This is a genomic window from Stappia sediminis, from assembly GCF_009826895.1.
GTDB classification, from domain to species: Bacteria; Pseudomonadota; Alphaproteobacteria; order Rhizobiales; family Stappiaceae; genus Hongsoonwoonella; species Hongsoonwoonella sediminis.
The window spans coordinates 16,937-42,896 of record NZ_WUMV01000001.1 but is presented as its reverse complement, the minus strand read 5'-3'; the positions used below and the strand labels follow the sequence as shown (position 1 = coordinate 42,896).

24 protein-coding genes are annotated in these 25,960 nt (G+C 61.9%); 8 read left to right on the top strand and 16 right to left on the bottom strand.

The features are described from left to right. Positions 1-400 precede the first annotated feature (400 nt). The 4 genes from GR183_RS00205 to GR183_RS00190 are packed head-to-tail and all read right to left on the bottom strand — an operon-like array spanning position 401 to position 3,201. Positions 401-1,639: a CCA tRNA nucleotidyltransferase gene (locus GR183_RS00205; protein ID WP_160773574.1), complete on the bottom strand. Its 1,239-nt coding sequence runs from the start codon at positions 1,637-1,639 to the stop codon at positions 401-403. A 4-nt stretch (positions 1,640-1,643) separates the two neighbouring features. Further along, the gene (locus GR183_RS00200; RefSeq protein ID WP_160773573.1) at positions 1,644-1,904 is read right to left on the bottom strand and encodes a DUF6111 family protein; all 261 of its coding nucleotides are present in this window, start codon (positions 1,902-1,904) and stop codon (positions 1,644-1,646) included. A gap of 11 nt (positions 1,905-1,915) precedes the next feature. Beyond that, positions 1,916-2,584: a CoA pyrophosphatase gene (locus tag GR183_RS00195; protein WP_312846751.1), complete on the bottom strand. Its 669-nt coding sequence runs from the start codon at positions 2,582-2,584 to the stop codon at positions 1,916-1,918. After that, positions 2,581-3,201 carry a DUF1285 domain-containing protein gene (locus GR183_RS00190; protein WP_244313569.1) on the bottom strand — a complete coding sequence of 207 codons (621 nt, stop codon included), beginning with the start codon at positions 3,199-3,201 and terminating at the stop codon, positions 2,581-2,583. The genes GR183_RS00195 and GR183_RS00190 overlap by 4 nt, the downstream gene beginning before the upstream one ends. 236 nt (positions 3,202-3,437) lie before the next feature. On the opposite strand from GR183_RS00190, the gene GR183_RS00185 reads away from it, so the two are divergent. Genes GR183_RS00185 through GR183_RS00170 form a run of 4 tightly spaced genes read left to right on the top strand, consistent with a single transcriptional unit; the run spans position 3,438 to position 10,314 of the window. Further along, positions 3,438-4,445 carry an AAA family ATPase gene (locus tag GR183_RS00185; RefSeq protein WP_160773572.1) on the top strand — a complete coding sequence of 336 codons (1,008 nt, stop codon included), beginning with the start codon at positions 3,438-3,440 and terminating at the stop codon, positions 4,443-4,445. Between the two features lie 20 nt (positions 4,446-4,465). Further along, the gene (locus tag GR183_RS00180) at positions 4,466-5,404 is read left to right on the top strand and encodes a DUF58 domain-containing protein (RefSeq protein ID WP_160773571.1); all 939 of its coding nucleotides are present in this window, start codon (positions 4,466-4,468) and stop codon (positions 5,402-5,404) included. Continuing rightward, entirely contained in the window at positions 5,404-8,223 is a 2,820-nt protein-coding gene (locus GR183_RS00175; RefSeq protein WP_160773570.1) for a DUF4159 domain-containing protein, read from the top strand. Before GR183_RS00180 ends, GR183_RS00175 begins: the two co-directional genes overlap by 1 nt. Before the next feature lie 12 nt (positions 8,224-8,235). Continuing rightward, positions 8,236-10,314, top strand: a complete 2,079-nt coding sequence (locus GR183_RS00170; RefSeq protein WP_160773569.1) for a hypothetical protein — start codon at positions 8,236-8,238, stop codon at positions 10,312-10,314. A 19-nt stretch (positions 10,315-10,333) separates the two neighbouring features. Here GR183_RS00170 and GR183_RS00165 read toward each other — a convergent pair whose 3' ends face one another. After that, positions 10,334-10,834 carry a GNAT family N-acetyltransferase gene (locus GR183_RS00165; protein ID WP_160773568.1) on the bottom strand — a complete coding sequence of 167 codons (501 nt, stop codon included), beginning with the start codon at positions 10,832-10,834 and terminating at the stop codon, positions 10,334-10,336. A gap of 408 nt (positions 10,835-11,242) precedes the next feature. Here GR183_RS00165 and GR183_RS00160 point away from each other — a divergent pair, with 408 nt between their 5' ends. Continuing rightward, the gene (locus GR183_RS00160; protein WP_160773567.1) at positions 11,243-12,211 is read left to right on the top strand and encodes a glutathione S-transferase family protein; all 969 of its coding nucleotides are present in this window, start codon (positions 11,243-11,245) and stop codon (positions 12,209-12,211) included. Between the two features lie 21 nt (positions 12,212-12,232). Here the strand turns inward: GR183_RS00160 and GR183_RS00155 are convergent, their stop codons facing one another. Then, positions 12,233-12,718 carry an NUDIX domain-containing protein gene (locus tag GR183_RS00155; RefSeq protein ID WP_160773566.1) on the bottom strand — a complete coding sequence of 162 codons (486 nt, stop codon included), beginning with the start codon at positions 12,716-12,718 and terminating at the stop codon, positions 12,233-12,235. A gap of 104 nt (positions 12,719-12,822) precedes the next feature. Between GR183_RS00155 and GR183_RS21630 the strand changes: the two genes are divergently transcribed. Both GR183_RS21630 and GR183_RS00150 read left to right on the top strand, forming a co-directional pair. Beyond that, positions 12,823-13,050 (top strand): hypothetical protein, encoded by a 228-nt coding sequence (locus GR183_RS21630; protein WP_202395779.1) that lies wholly within the window; start codon positions 12,823-12,825, stop codon positions 13,048-13,050. A gap of 117 nt (positions 13,051-13,167) precedes the next feature. Next, a complete protein-coding gene (locus GR183_RS00150; protein ID WP_160773565.1) occupies positions 13,168-14,094 on the top strand; it encodes a metallophosphoesterase family protein in 927 nt (308 codons plus the stop codon). Here the strand turns inward: GR183_RS00150 and GR183_RS00145 are convergent. Beyond that, positions 14,087-14,689: a hypothetical protein gene (locus GR183_RS00145; RefSeq protein WP_160773564.1), complete on the bottom strand. Its 603-nt coding sequence runs from the start codon at positions 14,687-14,689 to the stop codon at positions 14,087-14,089. The two genes, GR183_RS00150 and GR183_RS00145, sit on opposite strands and share 8 nt — an antisense overlap. A 280-nt stretch (positions 14,690-14,969) precedes the next feature. Between GR183_RS00145 and mtnA the strand changes: the two genes are divergently transcribed. Further along, positions 14,970-16,076 carry an S-methyl-5-thioribose-1-phosphate isomerase gene (gene mtnA, locus GR183_RS00140; RefSeq protein ID WP_160773563.1) on the top strand — a complete coding sequence of 369 codons (1,107 nt, stop codon included), beginning with the start codon at positions 14,970-14,972 and terminating at the stop codon, positions 16,074-16,076. Positions 16,077-16,082: 6 nt separating this feature from the next. On the opposite strand, the gene GR183_RS00135 is transcribed toward mtnA, so the two are convergent. The 9 genes from GR183_RS00135 to GR183_RS00095 all read right to left on the bottom strand — a co-directional run bounded on the left by GR183_RS00135 (position 16,083) and on the right by GR183_RS00095 (position 25,926). Then, positions 16,083-16,706 carry a GNAT family N-acetyltransferase gene (locus GR183_RS00135; protein ID WP_160773562.1) on the bottom strand — a complete coding sequence of 208 codons (624 nt, stop codon included), beginning with the start codon at positions 16,704-16,706 and terminating at the stop codon, positions 16,083-16,085. Between the two features lie 122 nt (positions 16,707-16,828). Beyond that, positions 16,829-19,000 carry a flagellar biosynthesis protein FlhA gene (gene flhA / locus GR183_RS00130; RefSeq protein ID WP_160773561.1) on the bottom strand — a complete coding sequence of 724 codons (2,172 nt, stop codon included), beginning with the start codon at positions 18,998-19,000 and terminating at the stop codon, positions 16,829-16,831. A 55-nt stretch (positions 19,001-19,055) separates the two neighbouring features. Next, the gene (gene flbD, locus GR183_RS00125) at positions 19,056-20,417 is read right to left on the bottom strand and encodes a sigma-54-dependent transcriptional regulator FlbD (RefSeq protein ID WP_160773560.1); all 1,362 of its coding nucleotides are present in this window, start codon (positions 20,415-20,417) and stop codon (positions 19,056-19,058) included. Positions 20,418-20,438: 21 nt separating this feature from the next. Beyond that, the gene (gene fliN, locus GR183_RS00120; protein ID WP_160773559.1) at positions 20,439-20,786 is read right to left on the bottom strand and encodes a flagellar motor switch protein FliN; all 348 of its coding nucleotides are present in this window, start codon (positions 20,784-20,786) and stop codon (positions 20,439-20,441) included. Positions 20,787-20,806: 20 nt separating this feature from the next. Then, positions 20,807-21,496, bottom strand: coding sequence for a FliH/SctL family protein (locus GR183_RS00115; protein WP_208999706.1), 690 nt, complete (start codon positions 21,494-21,496; stop codon positions 20,807-20,809). Positions 21,497-21,517: 21 nt separating this feature from the next. Beyond that, positions 21,518-22,567: a flagellar motor switch protein FliG gene (fliG, locus tag GR183_RS00110; RefSeq protein ID WP_160773558.1), complete on the bottom strand. Its 1,050-nt coding sequence runs from the start codon at positions 22,565-22,567 to the stop codon at positions 21,518-21,520. A gap of 2 nt (positions 22,568-22,569) precedes the next feature. Next, positions 22,570-24,150, bottom strand: a complete 1,581-nt coding sequence (gene fliF, locus GR183_RS00105; RefSeq protein ID WP_244313568.1) for a flagellar basal-body MS-ring/collar protein FliF — start codon at positions 24,148-24,150, stop codon at positions 22,570-22,572. Between the two features lie 677 nt (positions 24,151-24,827). Then, a complete protein-coding gene (sciP, locus tag GR183_RS00100) occupies positions 24,828-25,103 on the bottom strand; it encodes a CtrA inhibitor SciP (RefSeq protein WP_160773556.1) in 276 nt (91 codons plus the stop codon). Between the two features lie 148 nt (positions 25,104-25,251). Continuing rightward, positions 25,252-25,926: a flagellar hook assembly protein FlgD gene (locus tag GR183_RS00095; protein ID WP_160773555.1), complete on the bottom strand. Its 675-nt coding sequence runs from the start codon at positions 25,924-25,926 to the stop codon at positions 25,252-25,254. Positions 25,927-25,960: the final 34 nt, after the last annotated feature.

Below are 25,960 nucleotides of genomic sequence, written 5' to 3'. Positions count from 1 at the left end.
GGAACGCGACACACTGAGTGAGAAGCAAGCCGGAAGTCGTGCGGGAGGATAGGTAAACATGACGCGCCCCAAACGACTACGCTCAGGTAATCACGTCCCGACTTCGGCGCTAGAGAGCGTAGAGATACAATGATCCATTCGATCTTTCAACAGCACAAAAAATATAATTTCAGACCTTTCAGGATAAATATGAAATTCATATGAATGAACTGTCTATACTATATTGTTATCAAGTTTTCGCACAAGCTTTTCATCAGAAGAAAAACTAATTATCTATTGTCAAAATCGAGGCCATGTATCGAATATAACTTAACCTTGATATTGAAAGACCTTGGCAGGCTTGCAGGCAAATGCGGCAGAGCCGAACGCTTGGCCCGGGAAAGAAGGAAACGGGCGACGGTCAGCGCGCGTCCGGGTTCACTTCGACATCCACCAACTTTAGCAATTCCGCCGAAGTCAGTTCGAAGTCGGCATCGATCCATGCCCGCTCCAGAAGCGCCATCCACTCCCCCACACGGGGGCCTCTTGGAACGCCGACGCCAAGTAAATCCTTGCCTCTGACCGGGAATTGCGGCGCGCGAAAACTGCGCGCCAGCTCGAGCGCATCTCGAAAATGCCTGTCCCTGGGGTCTCCGCCCTGCCGCGCCCAGGCAAGCAAAAGCCCGTCGACGGCGGCCGTGCGGCCATGCCGGTAGACCAGTTCCTTCGCCGAAAGCCGATCGTCCGGCCGGCCGGCCCGGTCTGCCACGTGCAGCGCGCCGATCATGCGCTTTCGCTCCGCGTTGGAAAGGCGCATCCGGTCGCTGATACGATCGATATCCTCATCGATAAATCCGGCAAGGGCGGCAAGGCCGACTGCGGGTGCACGGGTGTCGTCCGAGACCGTGTCAAGACGGCGCAGATTGTTAAAATCGACGATCCTGGCGATGCCCGCGAGCACGATTTCAAGGATGCCGATATCGGCCATCAGGCTCAGGGTTTCAGGTGCCCGGGGCGCGGACACGAGCTTTCGCATCTCCAGCCCGATCCTTTCGGCGGAAAGACGCCGCAATCCGTCACGACCTTCGATCGCCGCATGAAGGCCATTCCTGTCCAATTCGCCTGAGCCGTATTGGGCATGGAAGCGGAAAAACCGCAGGATTCTGAGGTAATCCTCACGAATGCGGGCTGCCGGGTCGCCAATGAAGCGGACCCTGCGCGCCTTCAGGTCCTCAAGGCCGCCAACGGGATCGAAGAGAACGCCGTTACGGTCCACATAAAGGGCGTTCATCGTGAAATCGCGCCGCCCGGCATCCTTGACCCAATCGCGCCCGAAGCGCACCGTCGCATGGCGCCCATGCGTCTCCACGTCCTCGCGCAGCGTCGTCACTTCGTAGGCCGCGTGATCGCTGACCACGGTTACCGTCCCGTGCTCGATCCCGGTCGGAACGGCCCTGAGCCCCGCCGCCTTGGTACGGCGAACAACTTCGTCAGGCGGATTCGTCGTGGAAATATCTATATCCGTCACCGGAACGCCGAGAAGCGTATTGCGCACCGAACCGCCGACCGCGCGTGCCTCTTCGCCGCCGGTTTCCAGCGCATCGAAGACCGCCTGAAGCGAGGCTGCGGCCAACCAGTCGGCTGCGATACGCTCCACCATCGCCCTACTCGTAATGTCCGGGAATGAATTCGCCGTCGCGGATTTCCGCCGGCATGTAGGTCTTGCCTTCCGGCGAACGCTCGAATGTGGCCAGCAATACGAGACTGGCGGAGACGATCACCACCCCGGCAAACGCGAGCCATGCCATCGGCCCCTCGCGCCAGTTTTGCGACGTCTGGGCCTTCTTGTTGATCCACAGCCAGAACGCATAGGCGATGAAAGGGATGAGAAACAGGAAGAGATGCGTGAGGACAACCCTGAGCATGAGAGACGACTTTACCCGTAGACCGTATCGTAAAGCAGCCGAATGATTCCGGCCGTCACGCCCCAGATATAACGCTCACCGTAAGGCATGGCATAGAAATACCTTTTTTCCTCCTGGAATACCCGGCTGTGGCGCTGGTGATTGGCCGGGTTCATGAGAAAAGCGAGTGGCACTTCGAAGACATCCGCAACCTCTCCCGGATTTGGAACAAGCGTCAGGTTCGCCGGCACGACAGCAATGATCGGCACGATCTTGTAGCCGGAGCCGGTAAGATAGTTCGGCAGCGACCCGACGGGCACCACGGAGGACGGCCTGAGGCCGACTTCTTCATGCGCCTCGCGCAAGGCGGCGGCAAGGGGACCGTCGTCGCCCCGGTCGATCTTGCCGCCTGGAAAGGCGATCTGGCCGGCATGGGAGGGGAGGTGCTCGGTCCGCTGGGTCAGGATCACGGTCGGGTTCGCGCCGCGGTCGACCACGGCGATCAGAACGGCGGCATCCCTCAAAGGGCCCTTGCGGTCGATGAAACGCTTGCTGCCTGGGTTCAGGATGTGATCGCCGGCATCCGCCTGCGAAAGCGCCGACAGCCGCTCGCGGGCGCGCAGGCGAAACGCCTGTGCCGTCAGCTTCTTGCCGAGAAGCCCGCTCCCGTCGCCGCGCCTGTCCGCCCCGTCGACGATCACGCCGTTTCTCCCTGGGCGGCAAGCTCGTCCACGGTGGCGACGGGAAAGAATGTACCGCCGCTCCAAACGCCGTACATCTTCCGCCCGCCGACGTCTTCTTCCTCGAAATGTTCGGCAAGCTGATGGAGGAGAGGACGCGAAAACAACGCCTCAAGCCGCCCGCGCACAAGCACGTAAGGCTTCAGGCCATCCGTTCCGCCTTCCAGCGCGAAGCGGAGCGGATTGTCCGGCCCCGCCTCGACGACATCACCAACATTTGTACGTAACGTCATGCGCTGGGTCTTCCCGCTTCCCCCGACATGCATCTCCACCGCCACGAATGGCGCGTCCTCGACGGTGATCCCGATTTTTTCGACGGGCGTCACCAGATAGTGGCGGCCGTCGCCGTCCTTGCGAAGGACCGAGGCGAAAAGACGCACCAGCGGTTCGCGCCCGATAGGCGATCCAAGGTAGTACCAGCGCCCGTCGGAGGCGATGCGAATATCGAGATCGGCGCAAAAGGACGGGTGCCATTTCTCTACCGGAGGTATGCCGCGGCCGGATTTTCCAGCCCTTTCGACAAGGGCGGCAAGACCCGGAGGAAGCTCCTCGCCGCGCATCATTTCAGCATCGGACATCGCGATTTTCGCCCCGCCTCCATTGTTCTTGCCTTGTTTTGGCCCATACCCTGTCATGAGATCGGGTTTTGCCGCAAAGATGCAAGGCACCATCTTTCCCGCGCCGTGGCTTATGCACCGGCGCGGATGGTGCCAAACTGCGGGAACGACGCAATGAGTCGCCCGATTTGAAGAAGCGAGACGGCGCGGGCGCCAGGCCCCGCGGCCAGATCCGGAAAGCAGGGGACGAAGAAACGATGAGCGCTGTAACCGGAACAGGCGAGAGCGACACCGAGACGATCGTGCAGGAGGCCGAAAGCGCGGTTGAGCGCATAATCGCCGCGCGCGAGGAGATCGGCCGCGTCATCTTCGGCCAGGAAAGCGTGGTCGAGCGAACGCTGGTCACGATCCTTTCCGGCGGCCACGGCCTTCTCGTCGGCGTTCCGGGACTTGCCAAGACCAAGCTCGTCGAAACGCTGGGCACCGTGCTTGGGCTTGGCGAAAGCCGGATACAGTTCACCCCGGACCTGATGCCATCCGACATTCTGGGCGCCGAGGTCATGGACCAGGCGGCGGACGGCACGCGCTCCTTCCGCTTCATCAAGGGGCCGATCTTCTCCCAGCTCCTGATGGCCGACGAAATCAACCGCGCGAGCCCGCGCACGCAATCGGCTCTCCTGCAGGCGATGCAGGAATATCACGTGACCGTTGCCGGCCAGCGCCACGACCTGCCGCGCCCGTTCCACGTGCTCGCGACGCAGAACCCGCTGGAACAGGAAGGCACCTACCCGCTTCCCGAAGCCCAGCTCGACCGCTTCCTGATGCAGATCGACGTGCATTATCCCGACCGTGAAGCGGAACGGCGCATCCTCGTCGAGACAACGGGCGCGGACGAAGCCCATGCAAGCCGGGTCATCGACGCCAAGGAGCTTGAGAAATTCCAGCAGCTCGTGCGCCGCATGCCCGTCGGCGAGAGCGTGGTCGAGGCTATTCTGGAACTCGTGCGCGCCGCGCGGCCGGAAATCGAGGGGGACGAGGTGTCCAAGCTGCTCGCCTGGGGTGCGGGGCCGCGTGCAAGCCAGGCGCTGATGCTTACGGTTCGCGCCCGCGCGCTCGTAGACGGGCGCCTCGCCCCGTCGGTGGACGACGTGATCGCGCTTGCCGAACCGGTGCTGCAGCACCGCATGGCCCTTTCCTTCGCCGCGCGCGCGGACGGCCACACGATCCGCGACCTGATCAGCCGCCTGAAGGGGCGGATCGGCTAACGCGAGCGGGAATTTCGCCGATGGCAGCCAATACCGACTCCGCATTCGTCAATCGAGGGATCGATCAGCAGCAATGGCCGCAGATCCTGGCGGATTCGCGCGAGCTTGCCGATGCATTGCCGGATCTTCTGGTGGAAGCAAGGCAAGTGGCCAACTCGGTCGTCGTCGGCTGGCACGGGCGCAGGCGCGCGGGTCCCGGCGAAAGTTTCTGGCAGTTTCGCCCCTTCATCGCCGGCGAACCCATGAAACGGATCGACTGGCGACGCTCGGCGCGCGACGACCACCTCTATGTGCGCGAAAGGGAATGGGAAGCGGCCCATACGGTCTGGCTGTGGGCGGATCTTTCACCTTCCATGGCCTTCCGGTCGCGATTGTCGCCGGTCTCCAAGCGCGACCGGGCGCTGGTGCTGCTTCTGGGCCTTGCCGAACTTCTGGCGGAAACCGGCGAGCGCATCGGCCTGCCCGGAATACGCCGCCCCACATCCGACAGGCACGCGGCAGAGCGCATCGCCACCGCGCTCACACACATCAGCCACCCTGTTTCCCTTCCCGAAACCATCGACATCCGCCGGTTTTCCGAAGTCGTGCTGATCGGCGACCTTCTCGACCCGATCGACAAGGTGAGCGAATGGATCCGCAACGTCGCCGCGACAGGCGCGCGCGGGCATCTGGTGATGGTTCTCGACCCGATCGAGGAGACGTTTCCCTTTACCGGACGAACGGAATTCCGCGATCCGGAAAGCGGAACGCGGCTGACCACGGGCCGCGCCGAAGACTGGAAGCGGGAGTACCAGGAACGCCTTGAAGCGCACCGCGCCGCGATTTCCGAACTGGCAAGGCGAGCCGGTTGGACGTTCACCATCCACCATACCGATCGTCCCGCATCCGAGCCGCTGCTTGCCCTCCATAGCAGCCTGAGCGGCAATCTGGAGACGCTCCGCGCCGGGAGGCCTGGGTAATGCCTCTCGGTTTCACAGCCCCTCTGGTCCTGTCGGCCCTGATCCTGCTGCCGGTCATCTGGTGGCTTTTGCGCCTGACGCCGCCGCGCCCCAGGCAGGTCTCCTTCCCGCCGACCCGGCTTTTGCTGGAGATCGAAAAACGCGAGGAGACGCCGGAAAAAAGCCCCTGGTGGCTGACACTCTTGCGGCTGCTTCTCGCCGCCGCCCTCATTATCGCGCTCGCGGGGCCGGTATGGAAACCCGCCGCGGACGTGGTTCCCGAGGAAGGCCCCTTATGGCTGATCGTGGATAACGGCTGGAGCTCGGCGAAAAGCTGGGAAGCGCAAAGCGAACTGGCCGCGCGCCTGATCGAGACCGCAGGGACACAGGGAACCGCCGTCCTTTTCGCGGCAACCGCGGACGGGGCGAACCAGCCGCTGGTTCCCGATGCCGCCGCCGTTGCCGGAGAAAGGCTGAGGGCGCTTGAACCCCGCGCCTGGCCGACGGAACGCGCGGGTCTTTCCGTGACGCTGCGTTCAGCCGCGTTGGAGCAACCTCCCGGCGCCGTCATCTGGCTGACCGACGATCTCAGCGATCAAAGCAGCGACACCTTCGTGCGCGACCTTGATGCAATGTCGGGCGATGCGCCGATAACGGTCTACGGCAGCTTGAGCCTGCCGACAGCGCTGGCCGGCGCGCGCAACGATGCGGATGCGCTCACCACCACGGTCTTGCGCCGCGATAGCGCCGAAGGAAGCGAGATCGTCGACGTTCGCGCGCTGGATCTTAAAGGCCGTGTGCTTTCCCAGGCGCAAGCGCTCTTCGATCCGGGAACGACGCAGAGCGAAGCCCGCTTCGAACTGCCGGTCGAACTCAGGAACGATGTCGCCCGGCTCGAGGTTGCGGGCGAGCAGAGCGCCGCCGGAACCCAGCTGCTGGACGACCGCTGGCGGAGGCGCACGGTCGGCCTGATCGCCGGCACCTCGTCAGACCTCGCGCAGCCGCTGCTTTCGCCGCTCTATTATCTTCGCAGGGCGCTCGAGCCTTTCGCCGAACTGCGGATCCCGCGCGAAAGCGATCTCGCGAAAGCCATTCCCGAGCTGATCGACAGCGGCGTATCGGTGCTCGTGCTTGCAGATGTGGGCCGCCTGCCGGCAACCGCGGAAGAGACGCTTGCCGGCTGGACCGAAAACGGCGGCACGCTGGTGCGCTTTGCCGGACCCAGGATGGCTGGCGGCACGGACGATCTCATACCGACGCGGCTCAGAACCGGGGACAGGACGCTTGGGGGAAGCCTTTCCTGGGACGAACCGCAATCGCTCGCCGCATTTGCCGAGGGCTCTCCGCTCGCCGGGCTCGATGTCCCCTCCGACGTGACGGTGAACCGGCAGGTTCTGGCCGAACCCAGCCCGGACCTGTCCGACCGGACCTGGGCCGTCCTTGCCGACGGGACGCCCCTTGTGACCGCCGCCGGGCGCGGGAACGGCCGGGTGGTTCTGTTTCATGTGACGGCGGATACCATCTGGTCCAATCTTCCCTTGACCGGATCATTCGTCGAAATGCTCCGGCGGATCGTCGCCACGTCGGATGTGGCGCGCACGGGCGAAAAAACGCAAGGTTCCGCGAGCGAAACCGCGTCCACCAGCCCCATGCTTCCCCCGCTCAGGCTTCTCGACGGATACGGGCGCCTGACGCAGCCGGGCAATGACGCCCTCCCGATTCCGGCGGAAGGGATCGGCGAAACCGCGCCGAGCCGCAAGCATCCGCCGGGCCTTTACGGAGCGGACGACGCATTTCGCGCTCTCAATCTGCTCGACAATGGGGATAAGCTGGAGCCGATCGACCTGTCGCCACTCGAGGCCCGAATGGAACGCCTTGCCTACCCGACCGCCGGACCGACCGACCTGATGCCACTTTTCCTGCTGATCGCGCTCGCCCTGCTTCTTGCGGATGCGATCGCCATGCTCGCGCTGCGCGGAGAGTACGACCGGATCCGGCAGGCGGTGTCCGGCAGGACGGCCGCGCTCCTGATCGCGGGGGTGTTCGCGCTTTCCGCGCCAACCGATCTCAAGGCGCAGGAAAGCTCCGACGATCTGTTCGCGCTCGACGCCACGCTCGATACGCGCCTCGCCTACGTCGTCACCGGAGATGCGCAAGTCGATGCAGCGAGCCAGGCCGGGCTTTACGGGCTTTCGCGCTACCTCACCCAGCGCACCGCACTTGAGCCCGAAGCGCCCGTAGGCATCGACATCACCCGCGACGAGCTTGCGTTCTTCCCGCTGCTTTACTGGCCGGTCACCACCGCCATGCAGGTCCCTTCGAGCGAGACGATGGCCCGCATCGACGCCTATATGCGCAATGGCGGCACCATACTCTTCGACACGCGGGACCAGCTCAGCGCCGGGCTGCAGGCTTTCGGCACGACCGAAAACGGCGCGCACCTGCGCCGGATGCTGGAAGATCTCGACCTGCCATCGCTCGAACCGGTTCCGCCAGATCACGTTCTTACCAAGGCGTTTTACCTGCTGGACTTCTTCCCCGGACGCTACACGGGAAGCCCGCTGTGGGTCGAAGCGATCGAACACGGCAACCAGGCAGGCGGACGGCCCGTGGTCGCAGGTGACGGCGTATCGCCGATCATGATCACCGGAAACGATTTCGCCGGCGCATGGGCGACCGACGAGACCGGCGCCTATCTTTATCCGACCGTTCCCGCCGATCCGTTGCAGCGCGAATATGCATACCGCACGGGAGTGAACATCGTGATGTATGCGCTGACCGGCAACTACAAGGCGGATCAGGTGCATATCCCGGCACTTCTGGAACGCCTGGGACAATAGGGAAACGAACGCGTGCTCTGGTCCGTCTCCTTCGACCCTCTCATACCGCTCGCGGTCCTGATCGCGGCGGGCGCGATCGCGCTCGTCGTGGTGGCGATTTCCGCGCTCCTCGGCCTCAGGGCATGGTGGCTGAGGGCAATTGCGCTTGCGCTTTTGCTTCTCGCCCTGGCCGGCCCGGCCATCGAGCGGGAAGACCGGGAGCCCCTGTCCAGCGTGGTCGCGCTGGTCGTCGACAACAGCCAGAGCCAGGATCTCGGCGAACGAAAGGCGACCGCCGAAGAGGTTCGCATGGCACTTGAAAACCGCCTCGGCCAGCTTCCGGGTTTCGAAATCAGGACGATCCGCGCCGGGAGGGGCGAAAGTGCCGCGACCGACGGAACCGCGCTTTTCGGCGCTCTTTCCGAAGCGCTTGCGGATGTTCCGCCGGAGCGTGTCGGCGGTGCGATCTTCATTACCGACGGCCAGGTTCACGACGTGCCCGAAAAGACCGAGACCCTCGGCTTCGATGCACCCGTCCACGGCCTGATCACAGGCAGGGCCGACGAAATGGACCGCCGTCTCGCGCTTGGGAAGGCACCGCGTTTCGGCCTCGTCGGCTCCGAGCAGGTCGTCACGCTGCAACTGCATGATCGTGGCGTGGACGTGCCGCAAGACCGCGCGCGACTTACCGTGCGGCGCAACGGGGAAGTGGTGAGCGAAGAGCGGGTCGTTCCGGGACAAACGATCGATATCCCGGTGGAGATTTCAAGCGGCGGCGACAATATCTTCGAGTTCGAGGCGGAGCCGCTGGAAGGCGAGCTTACCGACGTCAACAATCGTGTCGTCGTGACGGTGGAAGGTATTCGCGAGAACCTGCGCGTGCTGCTCGTATCCGGCAGCCCGCACGCGGGGGAGCGTACCTGGCGTAACCTTCTGAAATCCGACGCATCTGTCGATCTCGTGCATTTCACGATCCTGCGCCCGCCGAGCAAGCAGGACGGCACGCCGATCAACCAGCTTTCGCTGATCGCCTTCCCGACGCGCGAGCTGTTCTCGGTGAAAATCGACGAATTCGACCTGATCATCTTCGACCGGTACGTACGGCGCGGCGTTCTGCCGCTGCTCTATTTCGACAACATCGCGCGCTATGTGAAGGAAGGCGGCGCGATCCTGATCGCGAGCGGCCCGGACTATGCGGACAGCGGCAGCATCTATCGCACCCCGCTTTCAACCGTCCTGCCGGCGGAACCTACCGGGCAGCTTTGGGAAGAGCCGTACAAGGCAGCCATTTCGGAAATCGGCGCACGCCACCCGGTCACGCGCGGACTTCCGGGCTCCGAAGGGGATCCCGCGAACTGGAGCCGGTGGTTCCGCCTTGTCGAAAGCTCCATCAAGGAGGGCGAAACGCTGATGACGGGACCGGGAGACCGGCCCCTCCTGGTCCTCAACCGGCAGGAAGAAGGCCGCGTCGCGGTGCTTCTGTCGGACCATGTATGGCTGTGGGCGCGTGGCTATGAGGGTGGCGGGCCGCATGTGCCGCTCCTGCGTCGGCTTGCCCATTGGCTGATGAAGGAACCCGATCTCGAGGAAGAGGCGCTCAGACTTTCGACAAGAGGCGCGGAAGTGATTATCGAGCGCCAGACGGTGGGAGAAACCGTAGGCGACATCGTGCTGACGCTGCCAAACGGCGATACGCGCGTTCTGACGCCGACGGAAGCGGAACCCGGGCTGTGGCGCGCATCGGCGCCTGCACCCGATCTTGGGCTTTATGCCGCCGACGACGGCACGCACAAGGCCCTTGTGCATGTGGGCCCGCCGAACCCGCGCGAGTTCACCGACGTTCTTTCGACAACCGACAAGCTTTCCGGGCTCACGGAAGCAACCGGCGGCGGAACCATGCGCCTGCGTAACGAGGACGGCAACCTGCAGGTCCCGCGCGTGGTTCCCCTGAGCCGGGCGAAGGATTTCGCCGGCAACGGCTGGATCGGGCTCAAATCCACCGATGCCAGCGTGCTGAAGGGCATCGACCGCTATCAGCTTTTCAGCGGCTTCCTGGGCCTGGCGATCCTTCTCGGCGCCGTCTCGTTCCTGTGGTATCGCGAGGGCCGCTGACCAAGCCCGAACCGGCCCGTCAGCTACGGCTGCGGGCTTGCGCCGGGCCTTCCGGCATCTGCCCGCCGGCAAGTGGGGCAACGAGTACGCGCGCCGGGTCCACAGGGCCGGGGAGCGTGATCGAACCGAAGGCCACCTGCTCAAAGCCGAGAGGCCCGTAATAGGGCGCATCGCCGACCAGAAGCACATATGCCTCGCCAAGTTCTTTCGCCGCCTGAAGCGCTGTCCTGACCAGCGCGCGGCCTATGCCCTTGTTCTTGAAACGCGGCGATACCGCCAAGGGACCAAGCAGGAGGGCTTTCGCCGATCCGATCGCGATCGGCGTCAACCGCACCGAGCCGGCGACCTGCCCGCCCGACATACCGACGAAACTGAGCCTTGGATCATGGGCAATCCCTTCCCGCAGGCGAAATGCCGTGCGCGCGAAACGGCCCGGGCCGAAAGCCTCTTCGTGGAGTGTGTCGATAACGGGATCGTCTTCCGGCGTTTCCAGCCGGACAAGGAAGGGTATCGGCTTCATTTCTTTCACATCCAATCGATCAGATCTCATCGGGGAATCGCAACCCGTCGAAACCGCTGGACGTGAAGAAACATCACATGGGATCGAGCGACAGGTTCAGGCCGCGACAACGCGTGCACGCGAGGAAAATCCTCGTCGCAGGCTTCGTCGTCGCTGTTCGAACGCCCAGGCCATCGTTCGGCTCTATCCGTTTCATCGCTCATATGGCAGCCGGCAAATCCGGCGCGCGGAAGTCCGATAGCACGGGCCACGAGACCCGTAAAGTGACTTCGGTCGCGCCCTGCCGCATTCCGCAAGTTTCAGGACATCGACCGTTCACCATTCCTGAACGGCGTTTTCACACGGTTGATCGCGCTAATTTCTCCCTTAGGTGGTAGTGAGTACGGCAAACCTGCGCGGGAGAACGACATGGGTTACCTTTCAAACGGCGAATGGCTTACCGACGGGGCGATGCCAAGTTCTTCGGATGGGCGGTTCGTGCGAAAGGCGTCCTCCTTCCGTAACTGGGTGACCGAGGACGGCGCGCCGGGGCCGACGGGCGATGGCGGCTTCAAGGCCGAGCCCGGGCGCTACCACCTCATCGTTTCCCACGCCTGTCCCTGGGCGCACCGGACGATTATCTTTCGCAAGCTGAAGAAGCTGGAGGAGATCGTCACGCTGAATGCCGTCGAGCCGCTGATGCTGGAAAACGGCTGGACTTTATCAGAACCCGACCCCGTAACGGGTGCGGAAACGGCCTGGCAGATCTACGTCAAAGCCGATCCGAATTACTCCGGACGGGCGACCGTACCCATACTTTGGGACCGCAAGAGCAGGACGATCGTTTCCAATGAATCCGCGGAGATCATCCGCATGTTCAATTCGGCCTTTGATGCCTGGGGCGATTCCTCGCTCGATTTCCACCCGAAAGAGCTGCGCCAGGAGATCGACGGGATCAACACCCTCATCTATGAAACGGTCAATAACGGCGTCTACAGGGCCGGTTTCGCAAGAACGCAGGACGCCTATGACGAAGCGGTGACGGCACTGTTCGACACGCTGGATTTCCTGGAAGACCGGCTATCGCGCAAGCGCTATCTGACCGGAGAGCGGCTTACGGAAGCCGATTGGCGCCTGTTCACCACGCTTGTGCGTTTCGACGCCGTCTACAATGGACACTTCAAGTGCAACATTCGCAGGATCGCCGACTACCCGAACCTTTTCGGATACCTGCGTGAGCTCTATCAGGTTCCAGGCGTTGCCGAGACAGTCGATTTCGCGGCAATCAAGCAACATTACTACGGCTCGCACGAAAGCTTGAACCCGACGCGGATCGTGCCGGCCGGCCCGGATATCGACCTGACGCTCCCCCATCAGCGCCAGAAACTGGCCGCATGAGAAGACGCGGGGAAGGGCTTTTTACCAGATATCGGAAACCGGCGCCTTTCCCGACAGCTCATCCAGCCTGCGCAAGGTGGAGGGCGTGATGTTCTCCGGCAGCTTCGCGATATCGAAGAAACCCACCTCCGCAATTTCAAGGTTTGGCCGAAACGCTTTCTGCGTCTCCTTGAATGCGGATACGGTGAAAAGAGCGACATGATCGCGCCGTCCACCCATCCTGTTGTGGTAAAGGGCGAAAAGATCGAGTGGAGCCGTGGCCTCGAGACCGGCTTCCTCACGAAGCTCGCGCTTGCCGGCATCCGCGGCCGTCTCACCAAGATCCACGCCTCCGCCCGGCATATACCAACCCGGCAGATAGGTATGACGAACGAGGAGGATCCGCCCCTGCTCGTCATGAACGGCCAGCCGAACGCCAAGCGTTACCGCCCGGCGCATCAGGCTGGCGGTCAGCAAAACCCTGCGCAGGAGTCGGCTTGAAAGCGGCTTCACGTCATCTCCCGGCATCCGCAACCTCTCTCCATCCAAAAACGATAATACCCCCACCTAGTACCGCAGATGTTAACCCACCATGCGGCGCGCGCATGGGAGCTACGCGAAAATAGCGCTGGTTGGCGCAAGAAAAATCCTTATCTAGAAGCACAGAAATTGAGCAGCAGATGCTCACAAGACGTACAGACGCCGTATCCGATCCCAAGACACCAGAAAAGCTCAAGGAGGCTTTCATGTTCTCCAGCCTGTTCAACTCGCGTCGCAAGCGCCGCTTCAACTGGAAGCCCGCCGTCGATCTTTCGAATCCGCGCATTGCCGCCGCGTTGAATACTTTCGCGGCCAACTGATCTGCCCGCACGGGCAAATCAAACGATTGCGTACGAAAGGCACCGCACCCCCGTCCGGGGCGGTGCCTTCGTTTTTTTGCTTGACGGCTTGCGCCTCGGCTCAATGATGGGCTCGCGATGTTTACCCTTGCCCATCTTTCCGATCCGCATCTCGGCCCCATGCCCGATCCGCGCATCCGCGAGCTTTTGTCGAAGCGGGTGATCGGCTACGTCAACTGGCAGCGCAACCGCGGGCGCTCGATGCGCAGCACCTATCTCGACCAATTGGTCGGTGACGTGCACTCGCATGCGCCCGATCACATCGCCGTAACAGGTGATCTTGTGAATATCGCGCTTGACCGGGAAATCACCGCGGCACGCGACTGGCTGGAGCGCATCGGCCCCAGCGACGATGTCACGGTGGTTCCGGGCAATCACGATGCCTATGTGCCGGGCGCGATCCGAAAGGCGACCGATGCATGGGCAAGCTATATGACAGGCGACGGCGAAACCGAAGTGGGCTTTCCATTCGTGAGGCGCCGTGGCCCCGTTGCGCTGGTCGGCGTTTCCACCGCGCGGGCCAGCGGCCCGTGGTTTGCGACCGGACGTATCGGCACCGAACAGACCCGCAGGCTTCACCCCGTGCTCAAGCAGCTTGGCGAAGAGGGCCTTTTCCGCATCCTGCTGATCCACCACCCGCCCGGCGTGAAGGCGACCGCCTGGGTGAAACGCCTGACGGACGCTTCGCGCGTGCGTGCCGCAATCAAGGCTGGCGGCTGCGAGCTTGTGCTGCACGGTCACACGCACATGGCGACGCAAGCGGCTATCGAAGGGCCGAACGGCGATGTTCCGGTGATCTGCGTGCCTTCGGCATCCAACGTGCCGGGCGGCAGGCGCCCACCGTCGCGCTATAACCTTTTCCGGATTTCGGGCGAACCGGGCAGCTGGCGCTGCGGGATGGTCGAGAGGGGCTTCACCGAAAAAGACGGTGCCATAGAAACGCTGGACGAATTCGATATCGACGTGCCTTCGATGGACTATCCGCGCGCGGCCAGCGTCAGTTGATCGGATTGGCGTACCACGCGAAACCGACCAGCCCCACGATCCCGACCAGCAGGCCTATGGCGAAAGCGACGAAGGGCCCCCACACGCCGCGCACGTTAGGCACGGGCTGCGGCGTATTTTCGGACTGGGCGGCGGCCCTCTCCTCCGGCTTCGAGCGCAGGCGCTTGGCGAGCCAGTCTCCTTCGACCACCCTTTCGCGTTCCAGCACACGCTCCGCGATATATTCGGTAATGCAGTCGGCCATGTCGTCGAGGTCTTCCGTTTCCAGAATGACCGTGCGGCCGATGCGCGTGTCCTTGATAAAGCGGTAGATGCGCTTGTCCCGGCCCATGACCACATGGCCGGTAATATCGATCCACAACCGCGGAGGCGTGCCGGGAACGATCTGGAAGGAGAACTGGTCGTCGTCTTCAGGCACTTCCTGAAAAACGTCCTGGAGCTCCTCGGCCAGAAGCTCAAGCCGCGCCTTTTCCGATTCCTGAAGTTCCACGACGACATCCGTGCGCTCGACTTCCGCCATTCTAACCTTGCGGATCGCCTCGCGCAGGCTACGTACCTTCGCATGGGGTACGACGTTGTCACGGGAATTGGTCATGTCGGTCTCTGGCTCCAGCGCCCGAATCGATTCAGGTAAACAGACTCTTAATGATTAGGATTACCATAGTGCCAGCATCTGTTAAGGCGACGGAATCCGTCACGAAGAGTCATCCACGGACAAAGCTATGTTTATGGTTAACAGAAATTAAGGCTTTCGCGTGGGATTTTCAGCATCTTTGTGCTGAGTCGCACCTGAAATCTCTGATTAAGAAGACCGAGCCATTGTCGGCACAATCGCGGCGGCAATCCATGAATGAAGTCACAGCGGAGGGCGAGAGATGAAAGTCGACGGCAAGGCCTATCGAACCATCTGGCTCAACCCGGACGGCTGGTCGGTCGAGATCATCGACCAGACGAAGTTTCCTTATGCGTTCGAAACGGCAACGCTGCGCACGCTGGAGGATGCAGCCCATGCCATAAGGGTCATGCAGGTGCGGGGCGCACCGCTGATTGGCGCCACCGCCGCCTATGGGCTCTGCCTGGCGCTTCGCGAGGACGCATCCGACCAGCGCCTCGCCGAGGCCTATGAAGTTCTGCACGCAACACGGCCAACGGCGATCAACCTGCGGTGGGCGCTTGAGCGCATGCGCAAGCTCCTCTTGCCGCTTCCCGAAGCCGACAGGCTTTCCGTGGCATACCGGGAGGCAGCGGCGATCTGCGAGGAGGATGTCGAAATCAACCGCTCCATCGGGGCGCACGGGCTGACGCTGATCGAGAAAATCGCGGCAACGAAGAAGCCGGGCGAACCCGTCAACGTCCTGACCCATTGCAACGCCGGCTGGCTTGCGACCGTCGACTGGGGCACGGCGACCGCACCGGTCTATACGGCGCATGACCGGGGGATCGATGTTCACGTCTGGGTGGATGAAACGAGGCCACGTAACCAGGGCGGCTTCCTGACGGCGTGGGAACTGTTCCACCACGGAGTTCCGCATACGGTGATCGTCGACAATGCGGGCGGCCATCTGATGCAGCGTGGGCAGGTGGATCTCGTCATCACCGGTACGGATCGCACGACCTTGCGCGGCGATGTCTGCAACAAGATCGGCACCTATCTGAAAGCGCTTTCGGCCAAGGACAACAGCGTACCTTTTTACGTCGCCCTGCCCTCTCCGACGATCGACTTCTCGATCGAGGACGGCATCAGGGAAATCCCTATCGAGGAGCGCTCCAACCGCGAGGTCACGCATATTACTGGACGTGGAGAAGATGGCGAGATTCGAACGATCGAGGTCGTCTCCAGCGGATCGGGCGCGGCCAATCCGGCGTTCGACGTAACACCGGCGCGCCTCGTTTCCGGCCTGATTACCGAGCGCGGCGTACTGGAGGCAAGCCGGGAGGCGATCCTTTCCGCGTTTCCGGAGCGAATGAGCCCGGCTGCATAGGAAGCTTCAGGCTTCGGGATCTTCGCCGATCAACGGCAAATGAGGGGCGGACGCTTCCGGCAGAAGCCCTTTCAGTCGCGGATCATCGGCGATCTCTATCGCCCGCTTGTAGGGTTTGAAGCCGACGCTGCGATAAAAGCCGAGCGCTTGCTGGCTGTCCGCCGTGCAGGTGTGAAGCCACAGGCGCTCGGTCTCGGGCCGCGACCAGACGATATCGAGCGCCTTTTTCATCAGCCACTTTCCGGCGCCGCCGCCGATGGCCTCCGGCACGAGCCCGAAATAGGCGAGTTCGACATTTTTCGGATCGGCAAAATTCAACTCGAGCACGCCCAAGGCGTTACGTCCCGACATCGGAAAATAGAGCTCGCGCGCAGGTTCGGCAAAAAGCCGCGAAAGCTCCGCATCGTCCATCACCAGACGACCGAACCAAAGCCAATCCTCGCCGATGCGACGGAATAGCTTGCGGTATTCCACCAGATCCGGCTTCTCGATCCTTTCCAGCCGCAGATCCGGGCGATCTTCCGACCTGAGCAAGGGGCGCGCGTGCATATCGAGATACGTCACGATGCTGGCGACCTTGCCGGAAGGCAGGTCCGTATAGCCATTCAGGTCGAAAATCTGCGTTTCCATATCGTTTCCGAATGAAATTCCTATTTGGCCGCCTCAAGGCCAGGGCCGCGTGTTCATGCCGCTTGATAACCGAGAATTGGCGGGAGAAAAAGACGGCCGGGTAATATCCCGGCCGTCATCGTTTATACGGAAGTTACCGTTTTCAGCCGGATACGCGGGTGAACCTCGTTCTGGCTCATTACCGTGGTATGTGCCCTGAAACGCTCGACGATCGAGCGCACGAAGCGGCGCGTTTGCGGCGAGGTCAGAAGAACCGGCACTTCACCCAGCTTGGCGCCTTCCTCAAAGGCTTCACGCACTGCCTGCACGAACTCCTGCAGCTTGGACGGCGCCATGGCGAGCGAACGGTTGTCGCCGTCGCCCACGATGGATTCAAGGAACGCCTGCTCCCACTGCGGCGACATGGCGATAAGCGGCAGGTAACCGGCGGGCGACATGTTGGCCGCGCAGATCTGGCGGGCAAGGCGGGTGCGCACCTGCTCGGCGATCGAAACCGGATCGCGCGTATAGCCGGACGCCTCCGCGATACCTTCGAGGATCGTCGGCAGGTCGCGGATGGAAATGCGTTCGGCAAGCAGCGTCTGTAGCACGCGCTGGATACCGGAAACGGTGATCTGCGAGGGCACGATATCCTCGATCAGCTTGGCCTGCTCGCCCTCGATCTCGTTCAGGAGCCTCTGGACATCGCCGTAGCTCAGAAGGTCCGCGACGTTGGAGCGGATAGTCTCCGTCAGATGGGTGGCAAGCACCGTGGCGGGATCGACGACGGTGTATCCGCGCAGCGCCGCATCCTCGCGGTACTGGCTTTCCACCCAGGTTGCCGGCAGGCCGAAAGTCGGCTCCGTCGTATGAGTGCCCGGCAGCTTTACCTGTCCGCCCTGCGGGTCCATGACCATGTAGTGCTTGGCAAAGAGCTGGCCCTTGCCCGATTCCACCTCCTTGACCTTGATGACGTAATCGTTTGCGCCGAGCTGGATGTTGTCGAGGATGCGCACCGGCGGCATGACAAAGCCCATCTCGCTCGCGATCTGGCGTCGTAGCGCCTTGATCTGCTCGGTCAGCTGGTCGCCTTCCGGCCCCTCCCCCTTGATGAGCGGCAGAAGCGCATAGCCGAGTTCCACCCTGAGCTCGTCCATTTTCAGCGTCTCGGAAATCGGCGGCTCGGCCGGTTTTTCGGATTCACTGGAGGCGGCGGCGATGCGCTGCGTCATCGCTTCTTGCTTCGCCGTTTCCTGCATCTGCCTGGTGGAGCGATAGGCAAGCCACCCGGTGAGACCGGCAAGGCCCAAGAAGGGGATCATGGGAATGCCGGGCAGCACCGACAGGATGACCATGACGAAGGAAGACATGCCAAGTGCCTTCGGATAGCCGGAAAGCTGGCTCGACAGCGCCTTGTCTGCTGCACCGCGCACGCCCGCCTTGGAAACGAGAAGGCCCGCGGCGGTGGAGACGATGAGCGCCGGAATCTGGGAGACGAGACCGTCACCGATCGTCAGAAGCGTATATGTATGCGCGGCGTCGGAGAACGAAAGCTCCTTTTGCACCACACCGATGATGATGCCCGCCACGATATTGATGAAGGTGATCAGGAGACCGGCGATCGCATCGCCGCGGACGAACTTCGAGGCACCGTCCATTGCGCCGAAGAAGGAACTTTCGTCTTCCAGGTTCTTGCGCCTGGTGCGCGCTTCCCCTTCATCGATCAGGCCGGCCGAAAGATCCGCGTCGATCGCCATTTGCTTGCCCGGCATCGCATCGAGGGTGAAACGGGCGGCAACCTCGGCGATGCGGCCGGAACCCTTGGTGATCACGATGAAATTGACGATCACGAGAATCGCGAAGACGATGATGCCGATGACGAAATTGCCGCCCATGACGAAGCTGCCGAAAGCTTCGATCACATGGCCGGCCGCGCCCGTTCCTTCATGGCCGTTGGCGAGGATCAGCCGTGTCGAGGCGAGGTTCAGCGCAAGGCGCAACATGGTCGCGATCAACAGCACGGTCGGAAACGATGAAAACTCCAGCGGCTGCTGGATGAAAAGGCCCGTCATCAGGACCAGGACCGAAAACACGATCGAAATCGCGAGAAAGATATCCAGCATCACCGGCGGCATCGGCAGGATCAGCAGGATAATGATCGTCATGACGCCAAGCGCGAGCGCGATATCGCCATTGCGAAGGGTATTCCAGAGTTCCGACACGCCGGGAATTGCCTGTAGCCCGCCGCCTGCCGCCCGAACGGCCTTCGCCTGTCGCGGCACAGGTGCCGTTTCGCCCGCTGTCACATCGCTCATGGTGTGGTCCTGTCAAAACGCCTTGAAGTATTTTGTTGTTTTTCAGCCCTGCCGGTCAGTAAGCCGCCAGGCGAGCCTCGCCCGGCGCCGGAATGCTGAGGCCTTCGCCGGAGTACTGATTGAGTTTGTTGCGCAAGGTGCGGATCGAGATACCGAGGATTTTCGCAGCGTGTGTGCGATTTCCGAGGCAATGGTCGAGGGTGTCGAGGATCAGCTCACGCTCCACATCGGCCACGGTACGCCCGACCATGGTGCGGGCGACAGCTTCCGCCGTCTGCGCGGCATGAGCCGCGGGCCCGGTATTGCCCGTCATGGGCACGCCGTCCGGCGTCATGATCGCGGCGACGCCGATCTCCTCGCCACTTGCCAGAAGCACGGCGCGATGCATGGTGTTTTCCAGCTCGCGTACGTTGCCGGGCCAGGGGTTCGTAAGGAGAGCGCGCCGGGCATCCTCGCCGATGCGACGCCTGGGCAAACCGTTGACCTCGGAATAATGCGCGGCAAAGTGGGCCGCAAGCTCCATGATGTCCGAATGCCGCTCACGCAGCGGCGGCAGCTTGAGATTGACGACGTTCAGGCGAAACAGCAGATCTTCGCGGAAGGTACCGTTGCGCACGGATTCCGCGAGATCCCGGTTCGATGTCGCGAGAATGCGGATATCGACCGGAACCGGGCGCGTGCCGCCCACACGGTCGATAACGCGTTCTTGTATCGCGCGCAGAAGCTTCGCCTGCAGGCGCACATCCATTTCCGAAATTTCGTCGAGCAGCAGGGTGCCGCCGTTGGCTTCCTCGAATTTGCCGATGCGCCGGGCGACCGCCCCTGTGAACGCGCCCTTCTCATGGCCGAAAAGCTCCGACTCCAGAAGCTGCTCGGGGATCGCCGCGCAGTTGATGGAAACGAACGGCTTGTCGGCGCGCGAGGAACGGCTGTGGACGTGGCGGGCGATCACTTCCTTGCCGGTTCCCGATTCGCCCGTGATCAGAACGGACGCATCCGACGGGGCAATCTGCTCGGCAAGGCGCACAACGGACGCCATCGCCTCGTCGCGATAGATGATCGAGTTGCGCTCCTGCGCGACCGCCGCAAGAACCGCGGCAATCAGTTCGGGATCAGGCGGGAGGGGGATGTATTCCTTAGCGCCAGCACGGATTGCATTGACGGCAGCATTGGCATCCGTCTCGGTACCGCAGGCGACGATCGGCAGGTGGATGCGCTCGCGCTGGAGATGACCGACCAGCCGGGCGACATCCAGCATCACGTCGATCATCAGGAGATCCGCCCCGCGCCCGGAGCGCAGGATCGTCAACGCCTCGTCGACCGTCCGCGCATGGGTGACGCTCGCCCCCCGATCCATTGCGATTTTCGATGCGGCCGTGAGCTGACCGCCTAGCGTTCCGACGATGAGCAGTCGCATGATCTTTCTCCAGCTTCCCGATCAGCGATCGGATTTGATGATTTCCGTCATGGTCACGCCGAGCTTGTCTTCAACGAGGACCACCTCGCCGCGCGCCACCAGCCTGTCGTTGACATAGATGTCGATCGCCTCGCCAACCTTGCGATCGAGCTCCAGCACCGTGCCGGAGGAAAGCTTCAGAAGGTCGGACACATGCATGCGCGAGTGGCCGAGAACGGCCGAGATCTGCACCGGCACATCGAACACGGCTTCAAGGTCCGCCGCCCCCTTCGCCTGGGACTGATCATCCTCCCCGGTTCCGGGCGCGATCATTGCGCCTTCCAGTTCATTGAGCGGGAAACCACTTTCCATGTTTTCGGTATCGGCCATGGCCCGGTTCACTCCTCAGTCTAGAATTCGCTTTGCCCGGCAGAATCGCCCGCCGCGTTCGTCCGGGCGGCGAAGTAGCGCTTCGCCGCCTGATCGATCTGCCGCTCGACCGTCTTGCGGTCGCGCACGATGCCGCCATCGGCCCATTCGATGCGGCAGTCGCCGCGTTCGATCTCGGGATCGCCAAGAATGACGAGGCGCCCTTCGAACCCCTTTTCGTGGACGATCGGATCGACACGCGTCTTGAGGTCTTCAACATCGCCGTCGCGCACCCGGATCACGAGATGAGGCGCCTCGCGCAACGGACCAAGACATTCGGACACCAGTGCAATCACCTCTCCCAGCGGTTCGCGGGCGATCAGATGTGCCGCCAGGCGACGGGCAACGAGAAACGAAAGCGCTATCGCATCCTTCTCCTGCTCACCCTTCATCCGGTCGATTTCGCCAATCAGCTCGCCGACCTGCCTGGCGAGGTTTGAAACTTCGACGCCCAGGCGGCTTTCGGTCGTATCCGCAGCTTCCTTTCGCCCTTCCTGACGTCCGCGTTCGAAAGCTTTCTTCTCCGCCTTCGCCATGAGAGCCTCATGCTCGGGCACGGTGATCGTCGGAATTTCCGGCTCCACCGGCTCCACGGGAGCCGCCGGCGCTGCGGGTGCGGCGAAGTCATGGTCGAACAGGAAACGATTGGCCTTCATCTTCAGGTTCGTCACTCGGCGTTTTCCTTGGAGGCGTCAGTAGATGAGCTCATCATCACCCTTGTTCTTGGAAAGCATGATGTCGCCTTTGGCGGCGAGATCCTTGGCGGTGGAAACCATCATGGACTGGGCTTCATCGACGTCGCGCAGCCGGGTCGGACCGAGAGCGTCCATGTCGTCCTTCAAAAGGTTCGCCGCGCGGCCCGACATGTTTGAGAAGAAAAACTCGCGAACCGCGTCGTTCGCGCCTTTGAGCGCAATCGCCAGCCGGTCCTTTTCCACGTGCCGCAAGAGCGTCTGGCAAGAGGCGGCGTCAAGCTTCATAAGATCGTCGAAGGTGAACATCAGCGTCTTGATACGCTCCGCCGATTCCCGGTTCTCCTCCTCCAGCGAAGCGATGAACCGGGCCTCGGTCTGCCGGTCGAAGTTGTTGAAGATGTCGGCCATCATCTCGTGGCTGTCACGCCGGCTCGTGTTGGTCAGGTTCGACATGAATTCAACCCGCAGCGTCTGCTCGACCTTTTCCAGAACCTCCTTCTGGATAGCCTCCATCTTGAGCATGCGGTTGACCACTTCGAGGGCCAGTTCCTCCGGCAGGATGGAAAGGACACGCGCGGCGTGATCCGCATTGATCTTCGACAGCACCACGGCGACCGTCTGCGGATACTCGTTTTTCAGGTAGTTCGCGAGGACGTTCTCCTGCACGTTGGAGAGCTTCTCCCACATGTTACGGCCTGCGGGACCGCGGATTTCTTCCATGATGTGGGCGACGCGATCACCGGGCAGGAATGTCGACAACAACCGCTCGGTGGCATCGACGTTGCCGGTCAGCGCGCCGTTGCTCGAAAGTTTCTTCACGAAGTCGACGAAGAGCATTTCAAGCATGTTCGGCGTGACAGGGCCCAGACGCGCCATGGCGGCGGAGATGTCCCGGACCTCGATCTCATCCAGCTGTTCCCAGATGCGCCGTCCATGCTTTTCGCCGAGCGCGAGCAGAAGCACCGCGGCACGTTCCGCACCGGCCAGATTGCGGTCCTTTTCCGATTCGCTGACAGTGAGCCGATTGAGCTGATTGCCGTCCGCCATGATCAAGCCGCCTGGTTCAGCCAGCCGCGGATAATCGTCACGGCCTCACTTGGATATTCGTCGATCATGTCGCCGACCTTCGAGATCGTGGCAACCTGGATGGCGCCTTCGGCTTGCGCCTGTTCAAGCCATTTGATCTGCGGTTCCCGCTCCTGATGCTCTTCTTCCGTTTCCCCGACCTCGGTATCAGGCAGTGCAGCGGCTCCGATCGCGGTGCCGTCCGCCCCCAGGAGAGCGGGCGCCGGGGCCGGCTCTTCCTTGGTAAGGATGCGCCTGACCAGCGGCCTTACCGCAAAGAGCGTGAGAAGCAGGGCGATGACGAAGAGGACACCGAGTTCGATGAAGCGCATGATGTCGGCGCGCGTGAATTCGAAGAGCCCTTCCTCAGGCGTGGTGGCAATCTGGTTGGGCGCTTCGGCAAAGCGCAGGTTCACAACCTCGATGGTATCGCCGCGCGTGTCGTCGTAGCCAACGGCGGAGCGGACAAGGGCGGCGATCCTGTCGAGTTCTTCCTGCGAGCGCGGCTCGTAGACAAGATCGCCCTGCTGATCCGGCGCGTAGACACCATCGACGAGGACGGCGACCGATAACCGCTTGACGCTGCCGGCCTCGATAATCTCGGTCTTCGTCGACTTCGATATCTCGTAGTTGACGATTTCCTCGGTGACATTGGCGGTGTCGCGGTTGCCCTGGCCGGCTTCGTCACCGTTCGACTGGGGAAGCTGGTTTCCGGCGGTTACGCCTGCAAGCCGCTCCTGGGAGGACGAGTTCTCCTCCTTGATCTGGGTTGAGCGGACGACCTGGCTTTCGGGGTCGTAACGCTCCTGCGTTTCCGTAACCCGGTTGAAATCCAGATCGACCGCGACCTGAACGCGCGAACGTCCGGCACCGACAACGCTGTCCAGGATTTCCTCGACTTGCGCGCGCAAGCGCCGCTCTTCCACCTGTGTGCGCTCGTAAAGCGTATTGGCCATCGCGCTTTGCGCATCGTCGCCGCTGCCGCTTGCAAGCAGACGGCCCGATTCGTCGACGATCGAGACGTATTGCGGCGACAGGCCCTCCACGGCGGTCGCGACCAGATGCTGGATCGCACGCACCTGACCGTTGTCCAGCGAACCGCGCACCTTCAGTACGATCGACGCCGACGGCGGTTGCTGGTCACGGCGGAAGAGCTGGCGCTCCGGCATGACGAGGTGGACGCGAGCCGAGGCGATCCGGTCGATCGAGCGGATCGTGCGCGTCAATTCGCCTTCAAGCGCCCGAAGATGATTGATATTTTGCACGAAGCTCGTGGCGCCGAGCGTGTCCGTCTTGTCGAAGATCTCGTAACCGACGTTACCCCCGGTGGGCAGGCCTTCCTCGGCCAGCCTGATACGAAGGCGGAACACCTGATCGCGGGGAACGAAAATGGTTGAGCCTTCGTTGCGCAACTCATGCTGGATTCCCTGGTTTTCCAGGCGTGAAATCACCGCGGAGGAATCTTCCAGCGTCAGGTCCGTATAGAGCGGCACCATCTGCGGCGCCGTAATACGAAAAATGATCATGGCAAATACGCCGACCAGGATCGCGGCGACCGCCCCCATCGCTGCAATTCGCGTGGGTCCAAGTGTCTTAATAAGTTCCGTGATACCGTTCACGATGAAACCCGCTCGTCATGCCTCAAACAAATGACCGGGCCGTTCAGGGGCCAAGGGGAAGAGGGATGGTGATGGCCCCCGAACAGCCGGTAGGCAAAACTTGCCCGGGATATGGTAAACAAGGTGTTAACGCTTATTTACGTTTCACCCCGGCATGCTGCGGAGTTCGCGGAGTTCCGCGCTTAATGAATTTCGAAACAGGAAATTTTTGCCGCCGCTCAGCGGCCCGTCCGGTCGCAATATGCGAGTTGGCGAAAGCTGAGTCGTTTAATCCCGTTGCGTAATGAAAAAATCGGCTGAGTCGGCGACCGTCGGGCCGCATCTTCCCGAAAGCCACATACGTCGCTGAAACTGCAAAAAGCTTCAGAAAAAAGGGGGCGGAGTTGGGCGGCTATCCGGCTAGAGCGCGTCTTGTTTGATCGGAATCACCGGACGCGCTCTATCTATTTGATATTTAGCATGTCCTTGTCCCAAAACCGGTTCCCACTTTTGGGGGACATGCTCTAAAAGCAAATTCCCATACCGATACGCGGACGCGATAATCCATTCGACCCCATAACAGCGAGAAGCCGCCGGACATATGATCCCGGCGGCGCAAAACTCTCATCTGCAGCTGGTGACGATCAGTTGCGATATTGCTGAACGCGTGTTGCTCGCAACCCGGCCAGACCGTGACGGTCAATGGATTTCTGCCATGACAGAAATTCTTCCACCGTCAGCGTATAGCGCTGGCAGGCCTCATCGAGAGACAACAAGCCACCGCGCACAGCGGCAACCACTTCGGCCTTTCTGCGGATAACCCAACGACGCGTGTTCGTTGGCGGCAGATCCGATATGGTCAGGGGGCTTCCGTCCGGCCCGATGACGTATTTCACACGAGAACTTGTCGGTTCGGTCATTATACTCTCACACTCACCATGACCAGGTCGAGTATGAGATTACCGCGACGGTTTTAAGAATTGCCTAAACCGACGGCAACAATTCGGTAAGAATTTGAACGACTCAGAAACCGCAGAATTTCGGAAGTTTCAGGCGGCCATCAGCCGATCAGGCTCCGTTTCTCGTGACGGAAATGACCTGGGAGACGGGTATATTCGAACCATCCACCTGGAGCACAGCCCCGCCTGTTGAGAAATCCACACCGTCCACGACGCCGCGAACGCGGATCGGAACGGTGCGCAAGGGAGCTCCATCCTTGTCCACCTCGAAAATCGCCGCCTGAAACGTTCCGGCCGTATAAGGCGTTCCCGATTCGGTTTCACCGTTCCATTCAAAGGTTTGTTCGGAACCGGTCAGCTCCGTCTCGGCCTCGTGGATGAGCTCGCCGTTCTCATCGAATATCTGCACGAGCCCGGGCGCCTCGCGTTGAGCAGAGAAAGTCCAGGTCGCCTTGCCGTCTTCCAGTTCGGCGCCTGAGCCCAACGCCTCGATCTCCGTGCCGATGTAGCTGACGAAGCTCGATGCTCCGGCCGCCTCGATCGAAGCAAGCACGGATTCAAGCTGATCGTTCGTCTTGATCTGCTGTTCGACCGACGAATACTGCACGAGCTGTTCTGTAAACTGAGAAGCGTCCTGCGGGTCGAGCGGATCCTGATTCTTGATCTGCGTCGTCAGGATGGACAGGAATAGCTCGTAGTTGTTGCTGAGCGCCGTCTGGCTTGCCGCGGCCTCGGCACTCCTGAGCCCACCCGCACTGCTCAAACTGGAAATCTGGTCAACCATATCCGCTCCTCAGGGGCACTGATGCCCGGGATTT